Genomic DNA, 19,694 nt, shown 5'->3' with positions numbered 1-19,694 from the left:
GACCGTTCGTCAGGTGTAGGTCCTGCTGCCCGGAAGTCCGCCGCCTTCGCCGCCGGTCCCGAAGGTACCGCCCACCGCAGCCGGATTGAGTTCCTCCATGTCCTCTGCACCCAGCACCGCGCCCGTACTGCGCTTGCTGCGCCGCAGGTAACGCTCCAGCCAGCTCGCGAAGCTGGTCAGGATGAAGTTCAGCACGATGAACATGATCGCGACGACGATGAAGCTCGGGATCACGTTGGCGTAGTTGGCCGCGAGCGTGCCGCGCGAGTTGAGCAGTTCGGGGAAGCCGATCATCACACCGCCGAGCGCGGTGTCCTTCACGATGACCACGAGCTGGCTGACGATCGCCGGGAGCATCGCGGTGACCGCCTGCGGAAGCAGGATGCTGCTCATGGTCTGGCCCTTGCGCAGGCCGATGGCGTACGCGGCCTCGGTCTGCCCCCTGGGCAGGGAGAGGATGCCGGCCCGGACGACCTCGGCCAGGACGGCCGCGTTGTAGAGCACCAGACCGGTGACGACGGAGTAGAGGGGGCGGTCCTCGCTGCTGACGTCCGTGTAGCGGGAGTAGAACTCGTTGGCGAACAGCATCAGCAGCAGCACCGGGATCGAGCGGAAGAACTCCACCACCGTGCCGGCCACGCCGCGCACCCACCGGTGGTCGGACAGTCGGGAGATGCCGAAGACCGCGCCCAGCGGAAGGGCGATCACCATGGCGAGCGCCGCCGCCTTCAGCGTGTTGACCAGGCCGGGAAGGAGGTACGTCGTCCACGCCTCGGACGTGGTGAAGGGCTTCCACAACGCGGAGTCGAGCTGACCCTTGTCGTCCATCTTCTGCCACATCCACCACAGGAGCAGGGCGAGCAGAACGGTGAAGATCACCGAGAAGAGGACGTTGCGCTGCTTGGCGCGGGGGCCGGGAGTGTCGTACAGGACCGAGCTCATCGCTTCACCGCCAGTCGCTTGCCGAGCCAGCCCAGGATGAGGCCGGTGGGCAGGGTCAGAACCACGAACCCGAACGCGAAGACCGCGCCGATGAGCAGCGTCTGCGCCTCGTTCTCGATCATCGTCTTCATCAGGAGGGCGGCCTCGGCGACGCCGATGGCGGCTGCCACCGTGGTGTTCTTGGTCAGCGCGATCAGGACGTTGGCCAGCGGTCCGATGACCGAGCGGAAGGCCTGCGGAAGGACGACGAGCGTCAGGGTCTGACGGAAACTCAGCCCGATGGCCCGGGCCGCCTCCGCCTGACCGATCGGCACGGTGTTGATGCCGGAGCGGATCGCCTCGCAGACGAACGCCGCGGTGTAGGCGGCCAGGCTGAGTACGGCCAGCCGGAAGCCCTGGACGTCGAAGTCGTCGCTTCCCATGGTCATGCCGAAGATGTCGGCGAGCCCGAGCGAGCTGAAAAGGACGATGACCGTCAGGGGGATGTTCCGGACGACGTTGACGTAGACGGTGCCGAATCCGCGCATCAGCGGAACCGGGCTCACCCGCATCGCGGCCAGCAGGGTGCCCCAGACCAGAGCGCCCACGGCGGAGACGGCCGTGAGCTTCACCGTCATCCAGAACGCCCCTAGGACGTCGTAACCATCAAGAAAGTCGAACACGATCTCCCGCGCTTCCGGCTGGGTGGCGTATGGGAAGGGCGCGGTGCGCCGCCGCCGGGATCGCGACGGGCGGCGGCGCACCGCGGGAACCCCGCTGTGGCTGGGGTGTGGTTACGAGGCGTTCGGGACGATGACCCCGATCTTCGGGGCCTGCTCGTTCTTGTAGTCCGCCGGGCCGAAGTTGTCCTTGACGGCCTTCTCCCACGCGCCGTCGCTGACCATCTGCTCCAGCGCCTTGTTGATCTTGTCGACGGTCGCGGTGTCGCCCTTCTTGACGCCGATGCCGTAGTTCTCGTTGCTGAGCTTCAGGCCCGCGAGCTTGAACTTGCCCTTGTACTGGTCCTGGGACGCGAAGCCCGCGAGGATCGAGTCGTCGGTGGTGACCGCGTCCACGGCGCCGCTCTGCAGGCCGGCGATGCACTCGGAGTAGGAACTGACCTGCTTGAGCTTCGCGTCCGGGGCGATCGTCTTCTTGACGTTCTGCGCCGACGTCGACCCGGTCACGGAACACAGCTTCTTGCCGTTGAGGTCCGTGCCCTTGGAGATGTCCGAGTCCGACTTGATCAGCAGGTCCTGGTGGGCCAGCAGGTACGGGCCCGCGAAGTCGACCTTCTTCTTGCGCTCGTCGTTGATCGAGTAGGTGGCGGCGATGAACTTCACGTCACCGCGCGCGAGGGCGTTCTCGCGGTCGGCGCTCTTGGTCTCGACGAACTCGATCTGGTCCGGCTGGTAGCCGAGCTGCTTGGCGACGTACGTGGCGACGTCCACGTCGAAGCCGGCGAAGGACCCGTCGGGCTTCTTGAGGCCGAGGCCCGGCTGGTCGTACTTGATGCCGACCTTGATCTTGCCGCCGCCACCGCTGCCCGCGCTGGCGCTGCTGCTCGTGTCGTCGTCCTTGTTGCCGCCGCCGCACGCGGTGGCGGCGAGGGCGAGTACGAGGGCTGCGGCCGAGGCGGCGGTGACCTTGCGAAGCTTCATGGTGACTTCCTTTTGAGAAGAGTGGTGAAGTTACTGCGGGCGGTGCGGGTTCCGTCGGTGATGCGGGTCAGTGGTGCAGGATCTTCGACAGGAAGTCCTTGGCCCGGTCGCTGCGCGGATTGCTGAAGAACTGGTCGGGCGCAGCCTCTTCGACGATGCGTCCGTCCGCCATGAACACCACGCGGTTTGCAGCCGATCGTGCGAAACCCATCTCATGGGTGACGACGATCATGGTCATGCCGTCCCGGGCCAGCTGCTGCATGACCTCCAGGACCTCGTTGATCATCTCGGGGTCGAGGGCCGACGTCGGCTCGTCGAAGAGCATGACCTTCGGGTCCATCGCCAGCGCCCGCGCGATGGCGACGCGCTGCTGCTGGCCGCCCGAGAGCTGCGCGGGGTACTTGTCGGCCTGGGTGCCCACGCCGACCCGGTCGAGCAGGGCGCGGGCGTTCACCGCAGCCTTCGTCTTGTCGGCCTTGCGGACCTTGATCTGGCCCAGCATCACGTTCTCGAGCACGGTCTTGTGCGCGAACAGGTTGAACGACTGGAACACCATGCCGACGTCGGCGCGCAGCCGGGCCAGCGCCTTGCCCTCCTGGGGCAGCGGCTTTCCGTCGATCGTGATCGAGCCGTCGTCGATCGTCTCCAGGCGGTTGATCGTGCGGCACAGCGTCGACTTGCCCGACCCGGAGGGGCCGATGACCACGACGACCTCCCCGCGGGTGATCGTCAGGTCGATGTCCTGGAGAACGTGCAACGCGCCGAAGTGCTTGTTGACGCTCTTCAGGACGACCAGGTCACCGCTCGCGACCGCGTCCTCCTTGGTCACCGATACTTCGGTCATCGCTTCGGGGCTCCGTCCTCCTCGGTTGCGGAGGACAGTAGTGACCTGCCCCGACCAGCGTCATTACATCTGAGGGGAATCTGAGCATCACGATCCGATAGCAATCGGACACATGTTGTAGCACGTGCGACCTGCGCGCGTATCGGCCGAGTAACGGTAGGCGTGCGCAACCGGAAGTCGCTTGACTGCGTCCTCGTCCATCGGCGTGACTGCCATGATGCACGCACGCGTGTGCCGCGGTTTTCCGCAGCCTGAGAACCGAACACCCGTTGTAGCGAGTCAGACCGTATGCCCGATGAACCGGAGGAGGCCGGGATGAGACTGCTTCTCGTCGAGGACGACAACCATGTCGCCGCCGCCCTGTCCGCGGTCCTCAAGCGGCACGGTTTCGACGTCACCCACGCGCGCAGCGGCGAGGAAGCGCTGCAGGCGCTGGTCCCGGAGGGGCCCGGCTTCGGCGTCGTCCTGCTCGACCTGGGTCTTCCGGACCAGGACGGCTACGAGGTGTGCGGCAAGATCCGCAAGCGCACCGCCACACCGGTGATCATGGTCACCGCCCGCTCCGACGTGCGCTCCCGCATCCACGGCCTCAACCTGGGCGCCGACGACTACGTGGTGAAGCCGTACGACACCGGGGAACTCCTCGCCCGTATCCACGCCGTGAGCCGCCGCACCGTCCACGAGGACGCGGCCGCCGAGGGGGAGAGCGAGAGCGCGCTGCGCCTGGGCCCCGTGCAGATCGAGCTGCCCACCCGGCGCGTCACGGTGGCCGGCACGGCCGTCCAGCTGACCCGCAAGGAGTTCGACCTGCTCGCGCTGCTCGCGCAGCGCCCCGGCGTGGTCTTCCGGCGGGAGCAGATCATCAGCGAGGTGTGGCGCACCAGCTGGGAGGGCACCGGGCGCACCCTCGAGGTGCACGTGGCCTCGCTGCGCGCCAAGCTCCGCATGCCCGCGCTGATCGAGACGGTGCGCGGGGTCGGCTACCGGCTCGTCGCCCCGGCCGCGTAGCGGGGACCTCTGTTGAGTACGCGTCTGCTGCCGCTCCTCATCGTCCTGATGGCGGCCGTGCTGCTGGCCCTCGGGGTGCCGCTGGCCATCAGCGTGGCGGGCGCCGAGCAGCAGCGGGTGGTCGTCGACCGCATCGACGACACCGCGCGCTTCGCGGCGCTCGCCCAGTTCGTCACCGTCTCCTCGGGCGTGGACGACCCGACGTCGGCGTCCACGAACGAGCGACGCGAGACGCTCGGCCGGGAGCTCGCCAGCTACTACGACGTCTACGGCATTCGTGCCGGAGTCTTCTACAGCACCGACACCCCCATGGCTCATGCCCCGCGCGACTGGTACCTCCCCGCATCGGGTGAGGTGCGGGACGCGTTCGAGGAGGCCTCGCTCAGCCGTCGGAGCCACGATCCCCGGCAGGTGTGGCCGTGGCAGCGCAACCGGCTCGTCGTGGCGTCGCCGGTCATCCGGGACGGCGACGTCGTCGCGGTCGTCGTCACCGACTCGCCCACCGGGCCGATGCGGTCGCGGATCCTGCACGGCTGGCTGGTGATCGGCGCCGGCGAGGCCGCCGCGATGCTGCTGGCCATCGGCGCCGCCCTGCGGCTCACCGGCTGGGTGCTGCGGCCGGTGCGCGTCCTGGACGCCACCACGCACGAGATCGCGAGCGGCCGTCTGAAGTCGCGGGTCGCGGTGGCCGGCGGGCCGCCGGAACTCAGGAGGCTGGCCGGCGCGTTCAACGAGATGGCGGACAACGTCGAGGACGTGCTGGAGCAGCAGCGCGCCTTCGTCGCCGACGCCTCGCACCAGTTGCGCAACCCGTTGGCCGCCCTGCTGCTGCGCATCGAACTGCTGGGCTACGAGCTGCCGGAGGGCAACGAGGAGATCGCCTCCGTCCAGCACGAGGGCAGACGCCTCGCCCAGGTCCTGGACGACCTGCTGGACCTGGCCCTCGCCGAGCACGCCGAAGCCGACCTGCGGGTCACCGACATCGGAGCGCTGGCCGCCGAGCGCGTCGCGGCCTGGGCGCCCACCGCCAAGGCCAAGGGAGTCCGGCTGGTGGGCGACTGCCCGCCCACCACCGCGTGGGCCGACCCGGTGACGCTGTCCAGCGCTCTGGACGCGGTGATCGACAACGCGGTGAAGTTCACCCCCGAGGGCGAGAGCGTCGAGGTCACGGTCACCGCCGACGGCCGGACCTCATCGGTCGTCGTCACCGACAACGGGCCGGGGCTGACCGAGGAGGAGCTCACGCGCGTGGGCGACCGCTTCTGGCGCAGCGGCCGTCACCAGAACGTGAAGGGCTCGGGCCTCGGTCTGTCCATCTCCCGCGCCCTGCTCGCGGCGGGCGGCGGTTCACTGTCGTACGCCCACCACGAGCCGAGCGGACTGACGGCGACCGTGTCGGTACCCCGGTCGCCGACGTCGTAGCGGCGCGCCCCTACGGCTTGACGGAGCGGTAGTAGCGCCGGGCGCCCGTGTGCAGTGCGAGCGGGTCGGTGTAGATGGCCGTGCGCAGGTCGACCAGCTGGGCGGAGTGCACGTGCGCACCGATGCGGTCACGGCTCCTGATCACGGTACGGGTCACCCACTCGGTGAGCCGGGGGTCCACGTCGGTGCGGGTGATCAGCAGGTTGGACACGGCGATCGTCGCCACGGTGGAGCCGTTCTGGATGGTGGGGTAGGCCGACTCGGGCATGTTCGTCGCCCGGTAGTAGCCCGTGGAGTCGTCCTGGTCGTGCATCTTGGCGACGAGCTCGGGGCTGATCGGCACGAACCGGAAGGTGAAACCGTCGGCCAGCTTCTCCAGACCGGCCGTCGGCACCCCTCCCGACCAGAAGAACGCGTCGATCTTCCCCTGCTTGAGCTGCTCGGGGCCGGTGTCGATGCCCCGCTCCACCGCCTTGATGTCCTTGGCCGGGTCCAGGCCCGCCGCCTTCAGGACCCGCTCGGCGATCAGCCGTACGCCGGACCGGGGCAGACCCGTCGCCACCGTCCTGCCCCGCAGGTCCGCGATGGACCGGATGTGCGAGTCACGGGCCACCACGAGCTGGACGTAGTCGTCGTACAGCCGGGCCACTCCGCGCAGCCGGGCGGCGGGGCCGGGATGCTGCGTCTCGTACGCCTGCACGGCGTCGGCCGCGGCGATGGCGAAGTCGGCCTCGCCCGCCGCCACGCGCGCGACGTTCTCCGGCGACCCGTTGCTGGTCGACAGGTTCACGTCCAGGTCGGGCATGTCCTTGGCGAGTGCGGTGCGCAGCTGGGTGCCGTACGCGTAGTAGACGCCGCTCGTCGTGCCCGTGTTGAGGGTGATCGAACCGCTCGGCGGCTCCTCGCCCAGTGGCAGCAGCCACCACAGCAGCAGTCCGAGGACGACGACGCCGGCGGCCGTGCCCTGCAAGGCGCGGCGCCTGCCGATGCGGGAGAACGACGGGGACATGAGCGCGATCCTGCCAGCCGGAACGCGGTGGTGGCCAGGGCAGGGCTCACCGGGCAGGTGACGGACGGGGCGATCGACGGGAGTGACCGACGGAAGTGGCGCGCAGAGTGACAGACGGAAGGCACGGGCGGGGGTCGGTGACGGGAGTGACGCACGGAAGGCGCCGACGGGGTGAGGGACGGACATGCGCATGCAGAGACGGACGGGGTGAGGGACGGACGGGACGCAAGGGATTTCGCACGGGAGTGTCGGTGGCCGTCGATACAGTCGGGGCATGAGTTCCTCGCCCGCCGACCTGGTCCGTGAGTTCCACCGCGCCTTCGGTCTCGACGCCCGCAGCACGCCCACCCAGGTGTCTCCCGGGCTGGCCGCCCACCGCGGGGAGCTGCTCGCCGAGGAGGCCGCAGAGGTCGCCGAGGTGGCCGTCAGCGGCCCCCTGGACCGGCTGGCGCACGAGCTGGCCGACGTCGTCTACGTCGCCTATGGCACGGCCCTGGTGCACGGGATCGACCTCGACGCGGTGCTCGCCGAGGTCCACCGGTCCAACATGACCAAACTGGGCCCCGACGGCCGGATCGCCCGCCGAGCCGACGGCAAGGTCCTCAAGGGCGAGCACTACGAGGCCCCGGACGTGTCCGCGGTCCTGCGCCGCCAGGGGTGGACCGACGGCGGAGCATGAGGCTGCCAGGGGCCGGGGAGGGCGGGGAGGGCCGGGTGGAGGGTCGGGCCTTGAGCCGGTAGCGGGTCGGCCCTGTGCGGGGGTCGTACCCGTCCCCCCGGCTCGCCGTCTCCTCGCCTCCCCGTCTTCGCGCCTTCCGCCTCCCCTCCTCAGTCACCCACCCGGGTCTGCCGGCGCGGCTCGGGCAGGTGCGTCGGCGCGCTGTCCGCGCCGGATCGTCCGCGCCCGGACCAGCGGGTCGCCAGGGGCTCCGTGCAGCGGGCGGTGAGGGGGCCGACGATGACCAGGATCAGGACGTACGCCGTCGCGAGCGGGCCGAGCGACGGCTCGATTCGCGCCGTCACCGCGAGACCGGCGATGACGATCGAGAACTCCCCGCGCGCCACCAGCGCACCGCCCGCCCGCCACCGTCCCTTGACCGAGCTCCCGGCGCGCCGGGCCGCCCTGTACCCGACCCTTGAGGAGTCGCCGACCGTCCGGCACGTCACGGGGCGACGGGCGTTCTCCGGGACCGCCTACCCTTGACGCATGACCAGCAGCAGTGACCGGAGCCTCGCCGTGGACGCGCCCGCACCCAAAAGCTACGAAATCCGCACTTACGGGTGCCAGATGAACGTCCATGACTCCGAGCGGTTGTCCGGACTGCTCGAAGAGGCCGGTTACGTGCGCGCCCCCGAGGGGTCGGACGGCGACGCGGACGTCGTCGTCTTCAACACGTGCGCGGTGCGTGAGAACGCCGACAACCGGCTCTACGGAAACCTCGGCCGGCTCGCGCCGCGCAAGGCGAGCCGGCCCGGGATGCAGATCGCGGTCGGCGGCTGCCTGGCGCAGAAGGACCGCGACACCATCGTCAAGAAGGCGCCCTGGGTGGACGTCGTCTTCGGCACGCACAACATCGGCAAGCTCCCGGTGCTGCTGGAACGCGCGCGCGTGCAGGAAGAGGCGCAGGTCGAGATCGCCGAGTCGCTCGAGGCCTTCCCCTCCACGCTGCCCACGCGGCGCGAGAGCGCCTACGCGGCCTGGGTGTCCATCTCCGTCGGCTGCAACAACACCTGCACCTTCTGCATCGTCCCGGCGCTGCGCGGCAAGGAGAAGGACCGGCGCACCGGCGACATCCTCGCCGAGATCGAGGCGCTGGTCGGCGAGGGCGTCAGCGAGATCACCCTGCTCGGCCAGAACGTCAACGCCTACGGCTCCGACATCGGCGACCGCGAGGCTTTCAGCAAGCTGCTGCGCGCGTGCGGCGCGATCGAGGGCCTGGAGCGCGTCCGCTTCACCTCCCCGCACCCGCGCGACTTCACCGACGACGTCATCGCCGCCATGGCCGAGACGCCCAACGTGATGCCGCAGCTGCACATGCCGCTGCAGTCCGGCTCTGACACGGTCCTGAAGGCGATGCGCCGCTCCTACCGGCAGGAGCGCTACCTCGGGATCATCGAGAAGGTACGCGCCGCCATCCCGCACGCCGCGATCACCACCGACATCATCGTGGGCTTCCCCGGCGAGACCGAGGAGGACTTCGAGCAGACGCTGCACGCGGTGAGCGAGGCGCGGTTCGCGCAGGCGTTCACCTTCCAGTACTCCAAGCGCCCCGGCACGCCGGCCGCGACGATGGAGGACCAGATCCCCAAGGAGGTCGTGCAGGCGCGCTACGAGCGTCTCGTGGCCCTCCAGGAGGAGATCTCCTGGGAGGAGAACAAGAAGCAGGTCGGCCGCACCCTGGAGCTGATGGTCGCCGAGGGCGAGGGCCGTAAGGACGGCGCCACCCACCGCCTCTCCGGCCGCGCCCCCGACAACCGTCTGGTGCACTTCACCAAGCCGGAGCAGGAGGTCCGCCCCGGCGACGTCGTGACCGTGGAGGTCACCTACGCCGCCCCGCACCACCTCCTCGCCGAGGGCGCCGTCCTCGGCGTGCGCCGCACGCGCGCGGGAGACGCCTGGGAGAAGCGCACCGCCGAGAAGGCTGCGAAGCCGGCGGGCGTGATGCTGGGTCTGCCGAGGGTCGGGGCCCCGGAGCCGGTGCCGGCGGCTGCGGCGACGTCCGGCTGCGGCTGCGACTGACGGCCCGATCCGGACCCGGCGGCGGCGAGCGCGAGCCGGCGTTCCCGTGCGCGCCGTCGTCCACCTGGTCGACCTCGCGGACGGGCTGATCGAGGACCGGCGCAGGGCCGTCCCGCGGGGTTACCCTGCCGATCATGCTTGTCGCTGCCGCAGTCTGCCCCTGCCCGCCGCTTCTCGTGCCCGCGGTCGCCGCGGGCGCCGCGCCCGAGCTGGACCCCGTGCGCACCGCCTGCTCCGACGCGCTGGCCGTGCTGGCGGCCGCCCGCGCGGACCGGCTCGTGGTCGTGGGGCCTGCCGAGCAGTCGGGACGCGGCCCGCACTCCCAGGGCGCCCGGGGTTCGTTCCGGGGCTTCGGAGTCGATCTCGCCGTCCGGCTGGGCAGCGGCGGCGCGGACACGCCCGCCGGACGGGAGCTGCCCCCGTCCCTCGCCGTGGCGGCCTGGCTGCTCGAGCGGGCCGGCTGGTCGGGCGCCCCCGTGGAGGGTCTGGGCGTGGGCGAGTCGCTCTCGGCCGAGCGGTGCGCCGAGGCCGGCCGGCAGATCGGCGGCGCGGCGGGGCGGGTCGCGCTCCTGGTGATGGGCGACGGAAGCGCGTGCCGGACGCTGAAGGCCCCGGGCTACCTCGACGAGCGCGCTGCGCCGTTCGACGCGGCGGTCGCCCGGGCGCTCGGCACGGCGGACGTCGACGCACTCGAGGCGCTGGACGCCGAGCTGGCGCACGAGCTCAAGGCGGCGGGGCGGGCGCCCTGGCAGGTGCTGGCGGGCGCCGCCGAGGGCATGGAGCCGGCCGGCGCCCTGCTGTACGACGACGCGCCGTACGGCGTGGGGTACTTCGTCGCGACCTGGTCCTAGCCGCGCGTCCACGGCGTCCGGGCACCGGACGGCGGACGGCCGCGAGCGGGTGCGCCACGCGGCCGTCCGCCGTTCGCCGGGTCGGCGCGGGTACTGCTCAGGAGGCCGGCGGGGGCGTGTTCGGCGGCGTGAAGGTGTCGCCGCCCCCTGCGGAGCCGTCCTTGTGCGCGAGCCGGTCCATGGCGCCCTTGGCCTTGCCGGTGCCCGTGTGGATCCTGTCGCTGTACTTGCCCTTGGTCTTCTCGTCGACGACGTGCGCGGCCTTGTCGATGCCGTGCTGGATCTTGTCCCCGTGCTGGAGCGCGAGGTCCGAGACCTTGCCTCTGGCCGGGGTGAGCTTGGCCTTCAAACTGTCCAAAAGACCCATGGGTCACCTTCCTCGCGGGTTCCTCACGTGCGGGCGCCGTCGTCCGCCGCGCTGTCGGCGGCCTCCTCGGCGGACTGCTGCCGGGGGATTCCGACGCCTTCGCCGGCGGCCGCCTCCGTCTCGTTCTCCGGCGCCGTCTCGTTCTCCGGCACCGTCTTGCTCTCCGGCTCCGGCTCCGGCCCGGTCTTCGACACGGCCGTCGAATCGGCCTTCGACTCCGCCGCAGAATCGGTCTTCGACTCGGCCGTCGACCCGTCCTGCGTCCTGGTTTCGCAGCCGCCGGCCGTCTCCTCGGCCTCGCTCCCGGCAGGCTCCTGTGCCGGGGAGACGTGGCCCGGCCGCTGCGCCTCGTCGACGATCGTCGCCGGTGTCGCCTCTTCCGTTGCGGCTTCCTCTGTCGCCGCCTCCTCCGAGGCCTTCGACCTTCCGAAAAGTCGTTCCAAAAAGCTCATATCCACTCCATACGGTACTCGTGCGGGCGAAATCCCGCGTCGGCCGGTGCGTCCGTTCGCGCGACCGGAGGCCGCCGCTCCCGCCAGGGCGACGGGAATCCCGCAACGGGGAACGACACCGCACCGGTCCCGTCACGTAACTCGTTCGAGGGTGGGCGTGGAGGTTTGCGAGACTGGTGCCGTGAGCAGCGCACCCCCCGCCCCCCGCGTCATCGCCGTCGTCGGACCGACCGCGGCCGGAAAGTCCGATCTGGGCGTCTTCCTGGCCCAGCGGCTCGGCGGCGAGGTCGTCAACGCCGACTCCATGCAGCTCTACCGAGGGATGGACATCGGCACCGCCAAACTGACGGCCGAGGAGCGCGGCGGCGTCCCGCACCACCTCCTGGACGTCTGGGACGTCACGGTCACCGCCTCCGTCGCCGAGTACCAGCGGCTGGCGCGGGAGCGCATCGACGCCCTGCTCGCCGAGGGCAGGTGGCCGATCCTGGTCGGCGGCTCCGGCCTGTACGTCCGCGGCGCCGTCGACAACCTGGAGTTCCCCGGCACCGACCCCGAGGTCCGCGCCAGGCTGGAGGAGGAACTCACGCTGCGCGGTTCGGGAGCCCTGCACGCCCGGCTGGCCGCGGCCGACCCGGAGGCCGCACAGGCGATCCTCCCCGGCAACGGCCGCCGTATCGTCCGGGCGCTCGAGGTGATCGAGATCACCGGGAAGCCCTTCACCGCCAACCTGCCCGGACACGACTCGGTCTACGACACCGTCCAGATCGGCGTGGACGTGGCGCGCCCGGAACTCGACGAGCGCATCGCCCGCCGCGTCGACCGGATGTGGGACGCGGGACTCGTGGAGGAGGTCCGTGCGCTGGAGGCCCAGGGCCTGCGCGAGGGCCGCACGGCCTCACGCGCGCTCGGCTATCAGCAGGTCCTCACGGCGCTGAGCGGCGAGTGCACGCAGGACGAGGCGCGCGCGGAGACCGTGCGTGCCACGAAGCGCTTCGCACGCCGTCAGGATTCGTGGTTCAGGCGCGATCCGCGGGTGCACTGGTTGAGTGGGGCTGCGGCTGATCTCGCAGAACTTCCGGAGTCCGCACTGGCGTTCGTGGAGCGACCGGTCACAGCCTGATCACGTCATTGCATCGGGACGCCCAGGCCGTCATCCAGGCCTCCTGCGCCGTGCCATCATCGAGCTTCGATCGACCAAGTGGAGTCCGAGTTGGGAGGGCGCGTGGCGATGGAGGCCGGCCCTCGCGACACCGCACACGGCACCGAACACCTCGCCACCGGCGATGGTGAACCGGAGCCGGAGGAAGGCCGTCTGAGCCCGGACGGGCCGGACGACGACGACACCCAGGGCGGCGTGACCGACGACGGTCCCGAGCCCGAGGAGATGTTCGCGAGCGGTCCCGAGGTCGAGGTCGAGCTGCGTCCGCAGCGACGGCTGCGGATCTGGCAGCTCGCGCCCATCGTGGCCCTGGCCGCCATCGGCTCCCTGATGTTCGCCTTCCCGCTCGCCTTCGACTTCGGCGACAGCGGCGCCATGATCGCCATGCTCGGGCTGCTGATCTGCTTCTGTGCGGCCGGATGGGGCATGACGGCCGCCCGCCGGGTCGGTTACACGTGGCCGGGGCTCCCCCCGCGCGGTTCCGGGCGCAGACCCGACTGGCGGGTCGCCCTCTCCTACGTCGTGATGGTCGCGGCGGTCGTGGCGCTCGCCGTGTGGCGGGTCGCCAGGCTGCGCTGATCCTGCCGCGCGCCACGCCGTACGATCGAGGAATGAGCACCCGGATCGCCTTCCTCAAGGGGCACGGGACCGAGAACGACTTCGTGATCGTCCCGGACCCCGAGAACGCCGTAGACCTCTCCCCGGCCCACGTCGCCGCCCTGTGCGACCGACGTGCGGGCATCGGGGGCGACGGGGTGCTGCACGTCGTGCGGTCCGCGGCGCACCCGGAGGCCGTGCACATGGCCGCCGAGGCGGAGTGGTTCATGGACTACCGCAACGGCGACGGCTCCGTCGCCGAGATGTGCGGCAACGGCGTCCGCGTGTTCGCGCGCTACCTCCAGCACGCCGGACTCGTGACCGACGGCGATCTCGCGGTCGCCACGCGCGGGGGCGTGAAGCGCGTCCACCTGGCCAAGGACGGCGACGTCACGGTCGGCATGGGCAGGGCCCGCCTCCCCGAGGGCGACGTCACGGTGAGCGTCGGTGAGCGCAGCTGGCCCGCGCGCAACGTGAACATGGGCAACCCGCACGCCGTCGCCTTCGTGGACGACCTCGCACACGCGGGGGCCCTGCTCTCCCCGCCGCCCTTCAGCCCCGCGGCCGCCTACCCGGACGGGGTCAACGTCGAGTTCGTCGTGGACCGCGGCCCGCGGCACGTCGCTCTGCGCGTGCACGAGCGCGGCTCAGGCGAGACCCGCTCGTGCGGCACGGGCGCGTGCGCCGTCGCCGTGGCCGCCGCGCGCAGGGACGGCGCCGACCCGGCGGCCACCGGAACTCCCGTCACCTACACGGTCGACCTTCCGGGCGGACGCCTGGTGATCACCGAGCGACCCGACGGCGAGATCGAGATGACCGGGCCGGCCGTGATCGTCGCCACAGGGGAGATCGATTCCGAATGGCTGGAATCAGTCGTTCACTGACGCCGCCGAGGCTTCGTATCGGAGGCGAGGTGCGCCCAGGAGGACTCAATGGAACCTCTCTGCCCCGATCGAGGGGTGCGAATGCGCCATCGGATCCAGCCCTGGTGGCTCGAAACCGTAAACCTGGGATGCGTCGCTCGAATGGGTGATCCGTTTCACGCTCGGCGAGAGGCGGTCAGTCGCACGTGATGGGCTCGGTAGCATCAAGCACCGGCCCGGACGGGGGACCGTTCAACCAGTCCCCTGAGCCGTGTCCGCCCTGGGACACCCCGTCCGCCGGTCCACGCAGCCGGAGGTGCCCATGAGTGCGGAGGCCACGAACCCTGCGACCCCAGGCCCGGTAACCCCGGCCACGCCCCGCAGGCGCAGCCTTCCCCGGATCGACCTGCGCCGTCTGGGCCGGGCCGCGCTGCTCGGCCCCGCCTCCCGCGGCCGGCTGCCCGACGCGATCAGCCATGTCGTCGAGGCCCATCGCGCGCACCACCCCGACGCCGACCTCGAACCCCTGCGCCGCGCCTATGTGCTCGCCGAGTCCTCGCACCGCGGCCAGATGCGCAAGAGCGGCGAGCCCTACATCACCCACCCCCTCGCGGTGACCCTGATCCTCGCCGAACTCGGTGCGGAGACCACTGCCTTGACGGCCTCTCTGCTCCACGACACCGTCGAGGACACCGATGTGACGCTCGATCAGGTCGGCGAGGAGTTCGGCGCCGAGGTGCGCTATCTCGTCGACGGCGTCACCAAGTTGGAGAAGGTCGACTACGGCGCCGCCGCCGAACCCGAGACGTTCCGCAAGATGCTCGTCGCCACCGGCGACGACGTCCGCGTGATGTCGATCAAACTCGCCGACCGGCTGCACAACATGCGCACCCTCGGCGTGATGCGCCCCGAGAAGCAGGAGCGCATCGCCAAGGTGACCCGCGACGTCCTCATCCCGCTCGCCGAACGCCTGGGTGTCCAGGCACTCAAGACGGAGCTGGAGGACCTCGTCTTCGCGATCCTGCACCCCGAGGAGTACGCGCACACCCGCGAGCTGATCGCCGGCAACGAGGCGCAGGAGACCGACCCTCTCGCCGAGTTCTCCGACGTGATGCGCACGGTGCTGCGCGAGGCGGGCATCCAGGCCGAAGTCCTCATCCGGCCGCGGCACTTCGTCTCCGTCCACCGGGTCTCCCGCAAACGCGGCCGGCTGCGGGGCTGTGACTTCGGCCGACTGCTGGTGCTGGTGAACGAGGACGCCGACTGCTACGCCGTGCTGGGCGAACTGCACACCTGTATGACGCCGGTCGTCTCGGAGTTCAAGGACTTCATCGCGGTTCCCAAGTTCAACCTGTACCAGTCGCTGCACACCGCCGTGGCCCGCGAGGACGGCCAGGTCGCGGAAGTCCTCATCCGCACGCACCAGATGCACAAGGTCGCCGAGGCCGGCGTCATCGCGCTCGGCAACCCCTACACGGCCTCCGCGGAGGAGCACACCGGCCCGGGCGCCCCCGCGGACGAGGAGCGCGTCGACCCCACCCGTCCCGGCTGGCTCTCCCGCCTCCTGGACTGGCAGGAGGCGGCGCCCGATCCCGACACCTTCTGGTCGACCCTGCGTGAGGATCTCGCCCAGGACCGTGAGATCACCGTCTACCGGCCCGACGGCGGCGCCCTCGGCCTGCCGGAGGGGGCCACCTGCGTGGACGCCGCCTACGCGCAGTACGGCGAAGACGCCCACGCCTGCATCGGCGCCCGGGTGAACGGCCGTCTGGCGACCCTCAGCACCGTCCTGCGGGACGGCGACACCGTCCAGCTCCTGATGGGCCAGGACCCGGCCTCGGAGCCCTCCCGGGAGTGGCTGGACCACGCCCACACCCCTACCGCCCGGATCGCCATCCAGCGCTGGCTGACGACGCACCCGGCGCCCGCCGAGGACGACGCCGCCGAACCCGCCGCCGGCCCCGCCGCCGAGACCGCACAGCCGGTCCGGTCCGCGGCCGACGCCGCTCCGGCGGACCCCTCCGCCCCGAGTCCCGGAGCCGCGATCACCGTCGTCGACCGGCCCGACGCGAACGTCCGGCTCGCCGGGTGCTGCACGCCCGTGCCGTTCGACGAGGTCACCGGCTTCGCGGTGCGCGGGGGAGTGGTGACCGTGCACCGCGTCGAGTGCGCCGCCGTGGGGCGCATGGCGGACGCGGGGCGCGAGGAGGTCGCCGTGCGCTGGGGCGACACCACCGGATGCCGGGTCACCCTGGTCGCCGAGTCGTTCGGACGCCCCCACCTGCTCGCCGACCTCACCGAGGCCATGGCACTCGAGGGCGCCGAGATCGTCTCCGCCACCGTCGAACCGCCGAGCCAGCAGCGGGTCCGCCACACCTACACCGTCCAACTGCCCGACGCGGCCCACCTGCCCGACCTGCTGCGGGCCATGCGCAACGTGCCCGGCGTGTACGACGTGGGGCGCGCGCAGCACCACGCGGCGGCCCCCTCCGGGACGAGGTAGGTCTGCCCACGCGCGCGTGAACCACCCGTTCGAGTGGGCCGGGCGCGCGTCGCCCACGCGGCGCCCCCGCCCGCTGGTAGCGGTGGTGCATGCTGCTCACCCCCCGCGCCCGGCTGAAGTCCGCGCTGCTCGCCTCGGCCGTCTCCGTCTGCCTCGTCGCCGCGAGCGCGCCGGCGGCCCCGCTCGGCGTCGGCGACCGCCTCTTCCCGAACCTGGGCAACCCCGGCTACGACGTCGCGTCGTACGACCTGTCCTTCACCTACTCCGGCGCCAATGACAAGCCGCTCCAGGCCGTCACCGTCATCAACGCCTGGACCACCGCAGCCCTGGACCGGATCAACCTCGACTTCGCGCACGGCAAGGTCGAATCGGTCGAGGTGGACGGCAGGCCGGCCGCCTTCACCGGCGTGGACGACGACCTGGTGATCACTCCGCGGGACACGCTCGTCCCGGGAAGCTGGATGCGCATCACCGTGCGGCACACCAGCGACCCCGTGATGAGCGGCGACCGCGACGGCGGCTGGGTCAGGACCGCGGACGGCCTCGCCATGGCCAACCAGGCGGACGCCGCCCACCTCGTCTTCCCGTGCAACGACCACCCCTCCGACAAGGCGATGTTCACCATCCGGGTCACCGCGCCGGACGCCTACACGGCCGTCGCGGGCGGGCTGCCCGTCGGAGTGGAGAAGTCCGGCGGGACGACCACCTGGACGTACCGCACCCAACACCCCATGGCCACCGAGCTCGCCCAGGTGTCCGTGGGCCGCTCCACCGTCGTGCACCGCGAGGGGCCGCACGCGCTGCCGCTGCGGGACGTCGTGCCCACCAAGGACCGCGCCCTCCTCGAACCCTGGCTGAAGAAGACCCCCGAACAGATCGCCTGGCTGGAACGCAAGGTCGGCCCCTACCCCTTCGAGACCTACGGGCTGCTCATGGCCGACGCCTCCACCGGGTTCGAACTCGAGACGCAGACCCTGTCCCTCTTCGAGAAGGACCTCTTCACCCAGCCCGCCTACCCCAAGTGGTACGTCGAGTCGATCATGGTCCACGAGCTGGCCCACCAGTGGTTCGGCGACAGCGTCTCACCGCGTACCTGGTCCGACCTGTGGCTGAACGAGGGCCATGCCACCTGGTACGAGGCGCTGTACGCGGAGGAGAAGTCGGGCCGCACCCTGGAGGCGCGCATGAAGGCGGCCTACGGCGCCTCCGACCGCTGGCGCGCCGCGGGAGGACCGCCCGCCCTGCCCAAGGCGCCGAAGGCCGGCCAGAAGATCAGCATCTTCCGGCCCAACGTGTACGACGGCGCCGCGCTCGTCCTGTACGCGCTGCGCCAGGAGATCGGCCGGGCCGCCTTCGCGCGGCTGGAGCGCGCCTGGACGCACAACCACCGGGACTCGACGGCGAGCACGGCCGACTTCGCCCGCCTGGCCGAGAACGTCTCCGGACGCGACCTGACCCCGTTCTTCAGGGAGTGGCTGTACGGCGAGAAGACCCCGCCGATGCCGGGCCACCCGGACTGGAAGGCGACGGTCCCGGTCACGAAGAGCCCCGCCGGGAAAGCTCCGAAGCCCGCCCCGCAGGCCCCGCCCGCCGCGAAATAAGGCCGTGACGAGACGGGCCGTGCCGTGCGACCATCGTCGGGTCGCCGCGGCACGGGATGCGGGAATCTCCCGGCCCGCTCGGACGTTGAGCAGCATGTAGACCGGCGACTCGGCATCTCCCACGACGTAAGGACCCAATGACCTCCTCTTCTTCCTTTTCCCAGGACACCCAGCGCATGGCGCACGCCTACCCCGAAGGTCTTCGGGCCGATGCCCTGATGGAAGAGGACGTCGCCTGGAGTCACGAGATCGACGGAGACCGGGACGGCGAACAGTTCGACCGCTCCGAGCGCGCGGCCCTGCGCCGTGTGGCGGGCCTCTCCACCGAGCTCGAGGACGTCACCGAGGTCGAGTACCGCCAGCTCCGCCTGGAGCGGGTCGTGCTCGTGGGCGTCTGGACCACGGGGACCGCGCAGGACGCGGACAACTCCCTCGCGGAGCTGGCCGCCCTGGCGGAGACCGCGGGCGCTCTCGTGCTCGACGGCGTCGTCCAGCGCCGCGACAAGCCCGACGCGGCCACCTACATCGGCTCAGGCAAGGCGAACGAGCTGCGCGACATCGTCCTCGAGACGGGCGCCGACACCGTCATCTGCGACGGTGAGCTCAGCCCGGGCCAGCTCATCCACCTCGAGGACGTCGTCAAGGTCAAGGTCATCGACCGTACGGCCCTGATCCTCGACATCTTCGCCCAGCACGCCAAGTCCCGGGAGGGCAAGGCGCAGGTCGCGCTCGCGCAGATGCAGTACATGCTGCCGAGGCTGCGCGGCTGGGGTCAGTCGCTGTCCCGTCAGATGGGCGGCGGCAAGGGCGGCGGCCTCGCCACCCGCGGTCCCGGTGAGACCAAGATCGAGACGGACCGGCGGCGGATCCGCGAGAAGATGGCGAAGATGCGCCGGGAGATCGCGGAGATGAAGACCGGCCGCGAGATCAAGCGCCAGGAGCGCAAACGCCACAAGGTGCCGTCCGTCGCCATCGCGGGCTACACCAACGCGGGCAAGTCCTCCCTGCTCAACCGTCTCACGGGCGCGGGGGTCCTGGTCGAGAACGCCCTGTTCGCGACCCTGGACCCGACGGTGCGCCGGGCAGAGACGCCCAGCGGCCGCCTGTACACCCTGGCGGACACGGTCGGTTTCGTCCGGCACCTGCCGCACCACCTGGTCGAGGCGTTCCGCTCCACCATGGAGGAGGTCGGCGAGTCCGACCTGATCCTGCACGTGGTGGACGGCTCGCACCCCGCCCCGGAGGAGCAGCTGGCCGCCGTACGCGAGGTGGTCAGGGACGTCGGCGCGACCGGCGTGCCCGAGATCGTCGTCATCAACAAGGCGGACGCGGCCGACCCGCTGACGCTGCAGCGGCTCATGCGGATCGAGAAGCGCTCCATCGCTGTCTCCGCACGCACCGGCCAGGGCATCGAAGAGCTGCTCGCGCTGATCGACGACGAGCTGCCGAGGCCGTCCGTCGAGATCGAGGCGCTCGTGCCGTACACCCACGGCAAGCTGGTCGCCCGTGCCCACGACGAGGGCGAGGTGATCTCCGCGGAGCACACGGCGGAGGGCACCCTGCTCAAGGCACGGGTCCACGAGGAGCTGGCGGCGGAACTCGCGCCGTACGTGCCGGCGCCGGCCACCTGAGCCGAGCCGTCGTCCTGAACCGCTGAACGCGTGAAGGCCCGCCCCCCGCAGCAAGCGGGGGGCGG

At 71.1% G+C, this 19,694-nt stretch carries 18 protein-coding genes and 1 pseudogene; 11 read left to right on the top strand and 8 right to left on the bottom strand.

What is annotated here, in order from left to right:
• Nucleotides 1-9: 9 nt before the first annotated feature.
• The 4 genes from ACN6LD_RS34645 to ACN6LD_RS34630 form a co-directional block, all read right to left on the bottom strand.
• Complete coding sequence (locus ACN6LD_RS34645; protein ID WP_319196447.1) at nucleotides 10-942, bottom strand: amino acid ABC transporter permease; 933 nt, start codon at nucleotides 940-942, stop codon at nucleotides 10-12.
• Nucleotides 939-1,604 (bottom strand): amino acid ABC transporter permease, encoded by a 666-nt coding sequence (locus ACN6LD_RS34640; protein WP_319196445.1) that lies wholly within the window; start codon nucleotides 1,602-1,604, stop codon nucleotides 939-941. Before ACN6LD_RS34640 ends, ACN6LD_RS34645 begins: the two co-directional genes overlap by 4 nt.
• Before the next feature lie 111 nt (nucleotides 1,605-1,715).
• Nucleotides 1,716-2,582 (bottom strand): glutamate ABC transporter substrate-binding protein, encoded by an 867-nt coding sequence (locus tag ACN6LD_RS34635; RefSeq protein ID WP_319196443.1) that lies wholly within the window; start codon nucleotides 2,580-2,582, stop codon nucleotides 1,716-1,718.
• A gap of 67 nt (nucleotides 2,583-2,649) precedes the next feature.
• Complete coding sequence (locus ACN6LD_RS34630; protein WP_445045234.1) at nucleotides 2,650-3,426, bottom strand: amino acid ABC transporter ATP-binding protein; 777 nt, start codon at nucleotides 3,424-3,426, stop codon at nucleotides 2,650-2,652.
• 315 nt (nucleotides 3,427-3,741) lie between these two features.
• On the opposite strand from ACN6LD_RS34630, the gene ACN6LD_RS34625 reads away from it, so the two are divergent.
• On the top strand, nucleotides 3,742-4,434 hold the full coding sequence (locus tag ACN6LD_RS34625) for a response regulator transcription factor (RefSeq protein ID WP_319196439.1): 693 nt from the start codon (nucleotides 3,742-3,744) through the stop codon (nucleotides 4,432-4,434).
• 12 nt (nucleotides 4,435-4,446) lie between these two features.
• Entirely contained in the window at nucleotides 4,447-5,856 is a 1,410-nt protein-coding gene (locus ACN6LD_RS34620) for a sensor histidine kinase (protein WP_445045233.1), read from the top strand.
• A 10-nt stretch (nucleotides 5,857-5,866) separates the two neighbouring features.
• On the opposite strand, the gene ACN6LD_RS34615 is transcribed toward ACN6LD_RS34620, so the two are convergent.
• Nucleotides 5,867-6,865, bottom strand: coding sequence for a TAXI family TRAP transporter solute-binding subunit (locus tag ACN6LD_RS34615; RefSeq protein WP_319196435.1), 999 nt, complete (start codon nucleotides 6,863-6,865; stop codon nucleotides 5,867-5,869).
• A 274-nt stretch (nucleotides 6,866-7,139) separates the two neighbouring features.
• On the opposite strand from ACN6LD_RS34615, the gene ACN6LD_RS34610 reads away from it, so the two are divergent.
• A complete protein-coding gene (locus ACN6LD_RS34610; RefSeq protein WP_319196433.1) occupies nucleotides 7,140-7,544 on the top strand; it encodes a pyrophosphohydrolase domain-containing protein in 405 nt (134 codons plus the stop codon).
• 149 nt (nucleotides 7,545-7,693) lie between these two features.
• Here ACN6LD_RS34610 and ACN6LD_RS34605 read toward each other — a convergent pair.
• A pseudogene (locus ACN6LD_RS34605) lies at nucleotides 7,694-7,996 on the bottom strand (cation:proton antiporter); the annotation flags it as partial.
• A 76-nt stretch (nucleotides 7,997-8,072) separates the two neighbouring features.
• Here ACN6LD_RS34605 and miaB point away from each other — a divergent pair.
• Nucleotides 8,073-9,605, top strand: coding sequence for a tRNA (N6-isopentenyl adenosine(37)-C2)-methylthiotransferase MiaB (gene miaB / locus ACN6LD_RS34600; protein WP_445045232.1), 1,533 nt, complete (start codon nucleotides 8,073-8,075; stop codon nucleotides 9,603-9,605).
• A gap of 134 nt (nucleotides 9,606-9,739) precedes the next feature.
• Nucleotides 9,740-10,456 carry a class III extradiol dioxygenase subunit B-like domain-containing protein gene (locus tag ACN6LD_RS34595; RefSeq protein WP_319187245.1) on the top strand — a complete coding sequence of 239 codons (717 nt, stop codon included), beginning with the start codon at nucleotides 9,740-9,742 and terminating at the stop codon, nucleotides 10,454-10,456.
• Nucleotides 10,457-10,553: 97 nt separating this feature from the next.
• On the opposite strand, the gene ACN6LD_RS34590 is transcribed toward ACN6LD_RS34595, so the two are convergent.
• The gene (locus tag ACN6LD_RS34590) at nucleotides 10,554-10,823 is read right to left on the bottom strand and encodes an antitoxin (RefSeq protein ID WP_319187247.1); all 270 of its coding nucleotides are present in this window, start codon (nucleotides 10,821-10,823) and stop codon (nucleotides 10,554-10,556) included.
• A 23-nt stretch (nucleotides 10,824-10,846) separates the two neighbouring features.
• Entirely contained in the window at nucleotides 10,847-11,275 is a 429-nt protein-coding gene (locus ACN6LD_RS34585; protein ID WP_445045231.1) for a hypothetical protein, read from the bottom strand.
• Nucleotides 11,276-11,456: 181 nt separating this feature from the next.
• On the opposite strand from ACN6LD_RS34585, the gene miaA reads away from it, so the two are divergent.
• The 6 genes from miaA to hflX all read left to right on the top strand — a co-directional run bounded on the left by miaA (nucleotide 11,457) and on the right by hflX (nucleotide 19,629).
• Complete coding sequence (gene miaA / locus ACN6LD_RS34580) at nucleotides 11,457-12,395, top strand: tRNA (adenosine(37)-N6)-dimethylallyltransferase MiaA (RefSeq protein WP_445045230.1); 939 nt, start codon at nucleotides 11,457-11,459, stop codon at nucleotides 12,393-12,395.
• 108 nt (nucleotides 12,396-12,503) lie between these two features.
• Complete coding sequence (locus ACN6LD_RS34575) at nucleotides 12,504-13,013, top strand: hypothetical protein (RefSeq protein WP_319187315.1); 510 nt, start codon at nucleotides 12,504-12,506, stop codon at nucleotides 13,011-13,013.
• A gap of 32 nt (nucleotides 13,014-13,045) precedes the next feature.
• Entirely contained in the window at nucleotides 13,046-13,915 is an 870-nt protein-coding gene (dapF, locus tag ACN6LD_RS34570) for a diaminopimelate epimerase (protein WP_445045229.1), read from the top strand.
• A gap of 301 nt (nucleotides 13,916-14,216) precedes the next feature.
• A complete protein-coding gene (locus tag ACN6LD_RS34565; protein ID WP_445045228.1) occupies nucleotides 14,217-16,397 on the top strand; it encodes a RelA/SpoT family protein in 2,181 nt (726 codons plus the stop codon).
• A gap of 89 nt (nucleotides 16,398-16,486) precedes the next feature.
• A complete protein-coding gene (locus ACN6LD_RS34560) occupies nucleotides 16,487-17,998 on the top strand; it encodes a M1 family metallopeptidase (protein WP_445045227.1) in 1,512 nt (503 codons plus the stop codon).
• A gap of 137 nt (nucleotides 17,999-18,135) precedes the next feature.
• Nucleotides 18,136-19,629: a GTPase HflX gene (hflX, locus tag ACN6LD_RS34555; protein WP_319187256.1), complete on the top strand. Its 1,494-nt coding sequence runs from the start codon at nucleotides 18,136-18,138 to the stop codon at nucleotides 19,627-19,629.
• Nucleotides 19,630-19,694 lie beyond the last annotated feature (65 nt).

The organism is Streptomyces sp. SAS_272 (assembly GCF_052543235.1).
The sequence above is the reverse complement of the archived record's forward strand: the minus strand, read 5'-3'. Positions and strand labels throughout refer to the sequence as shown.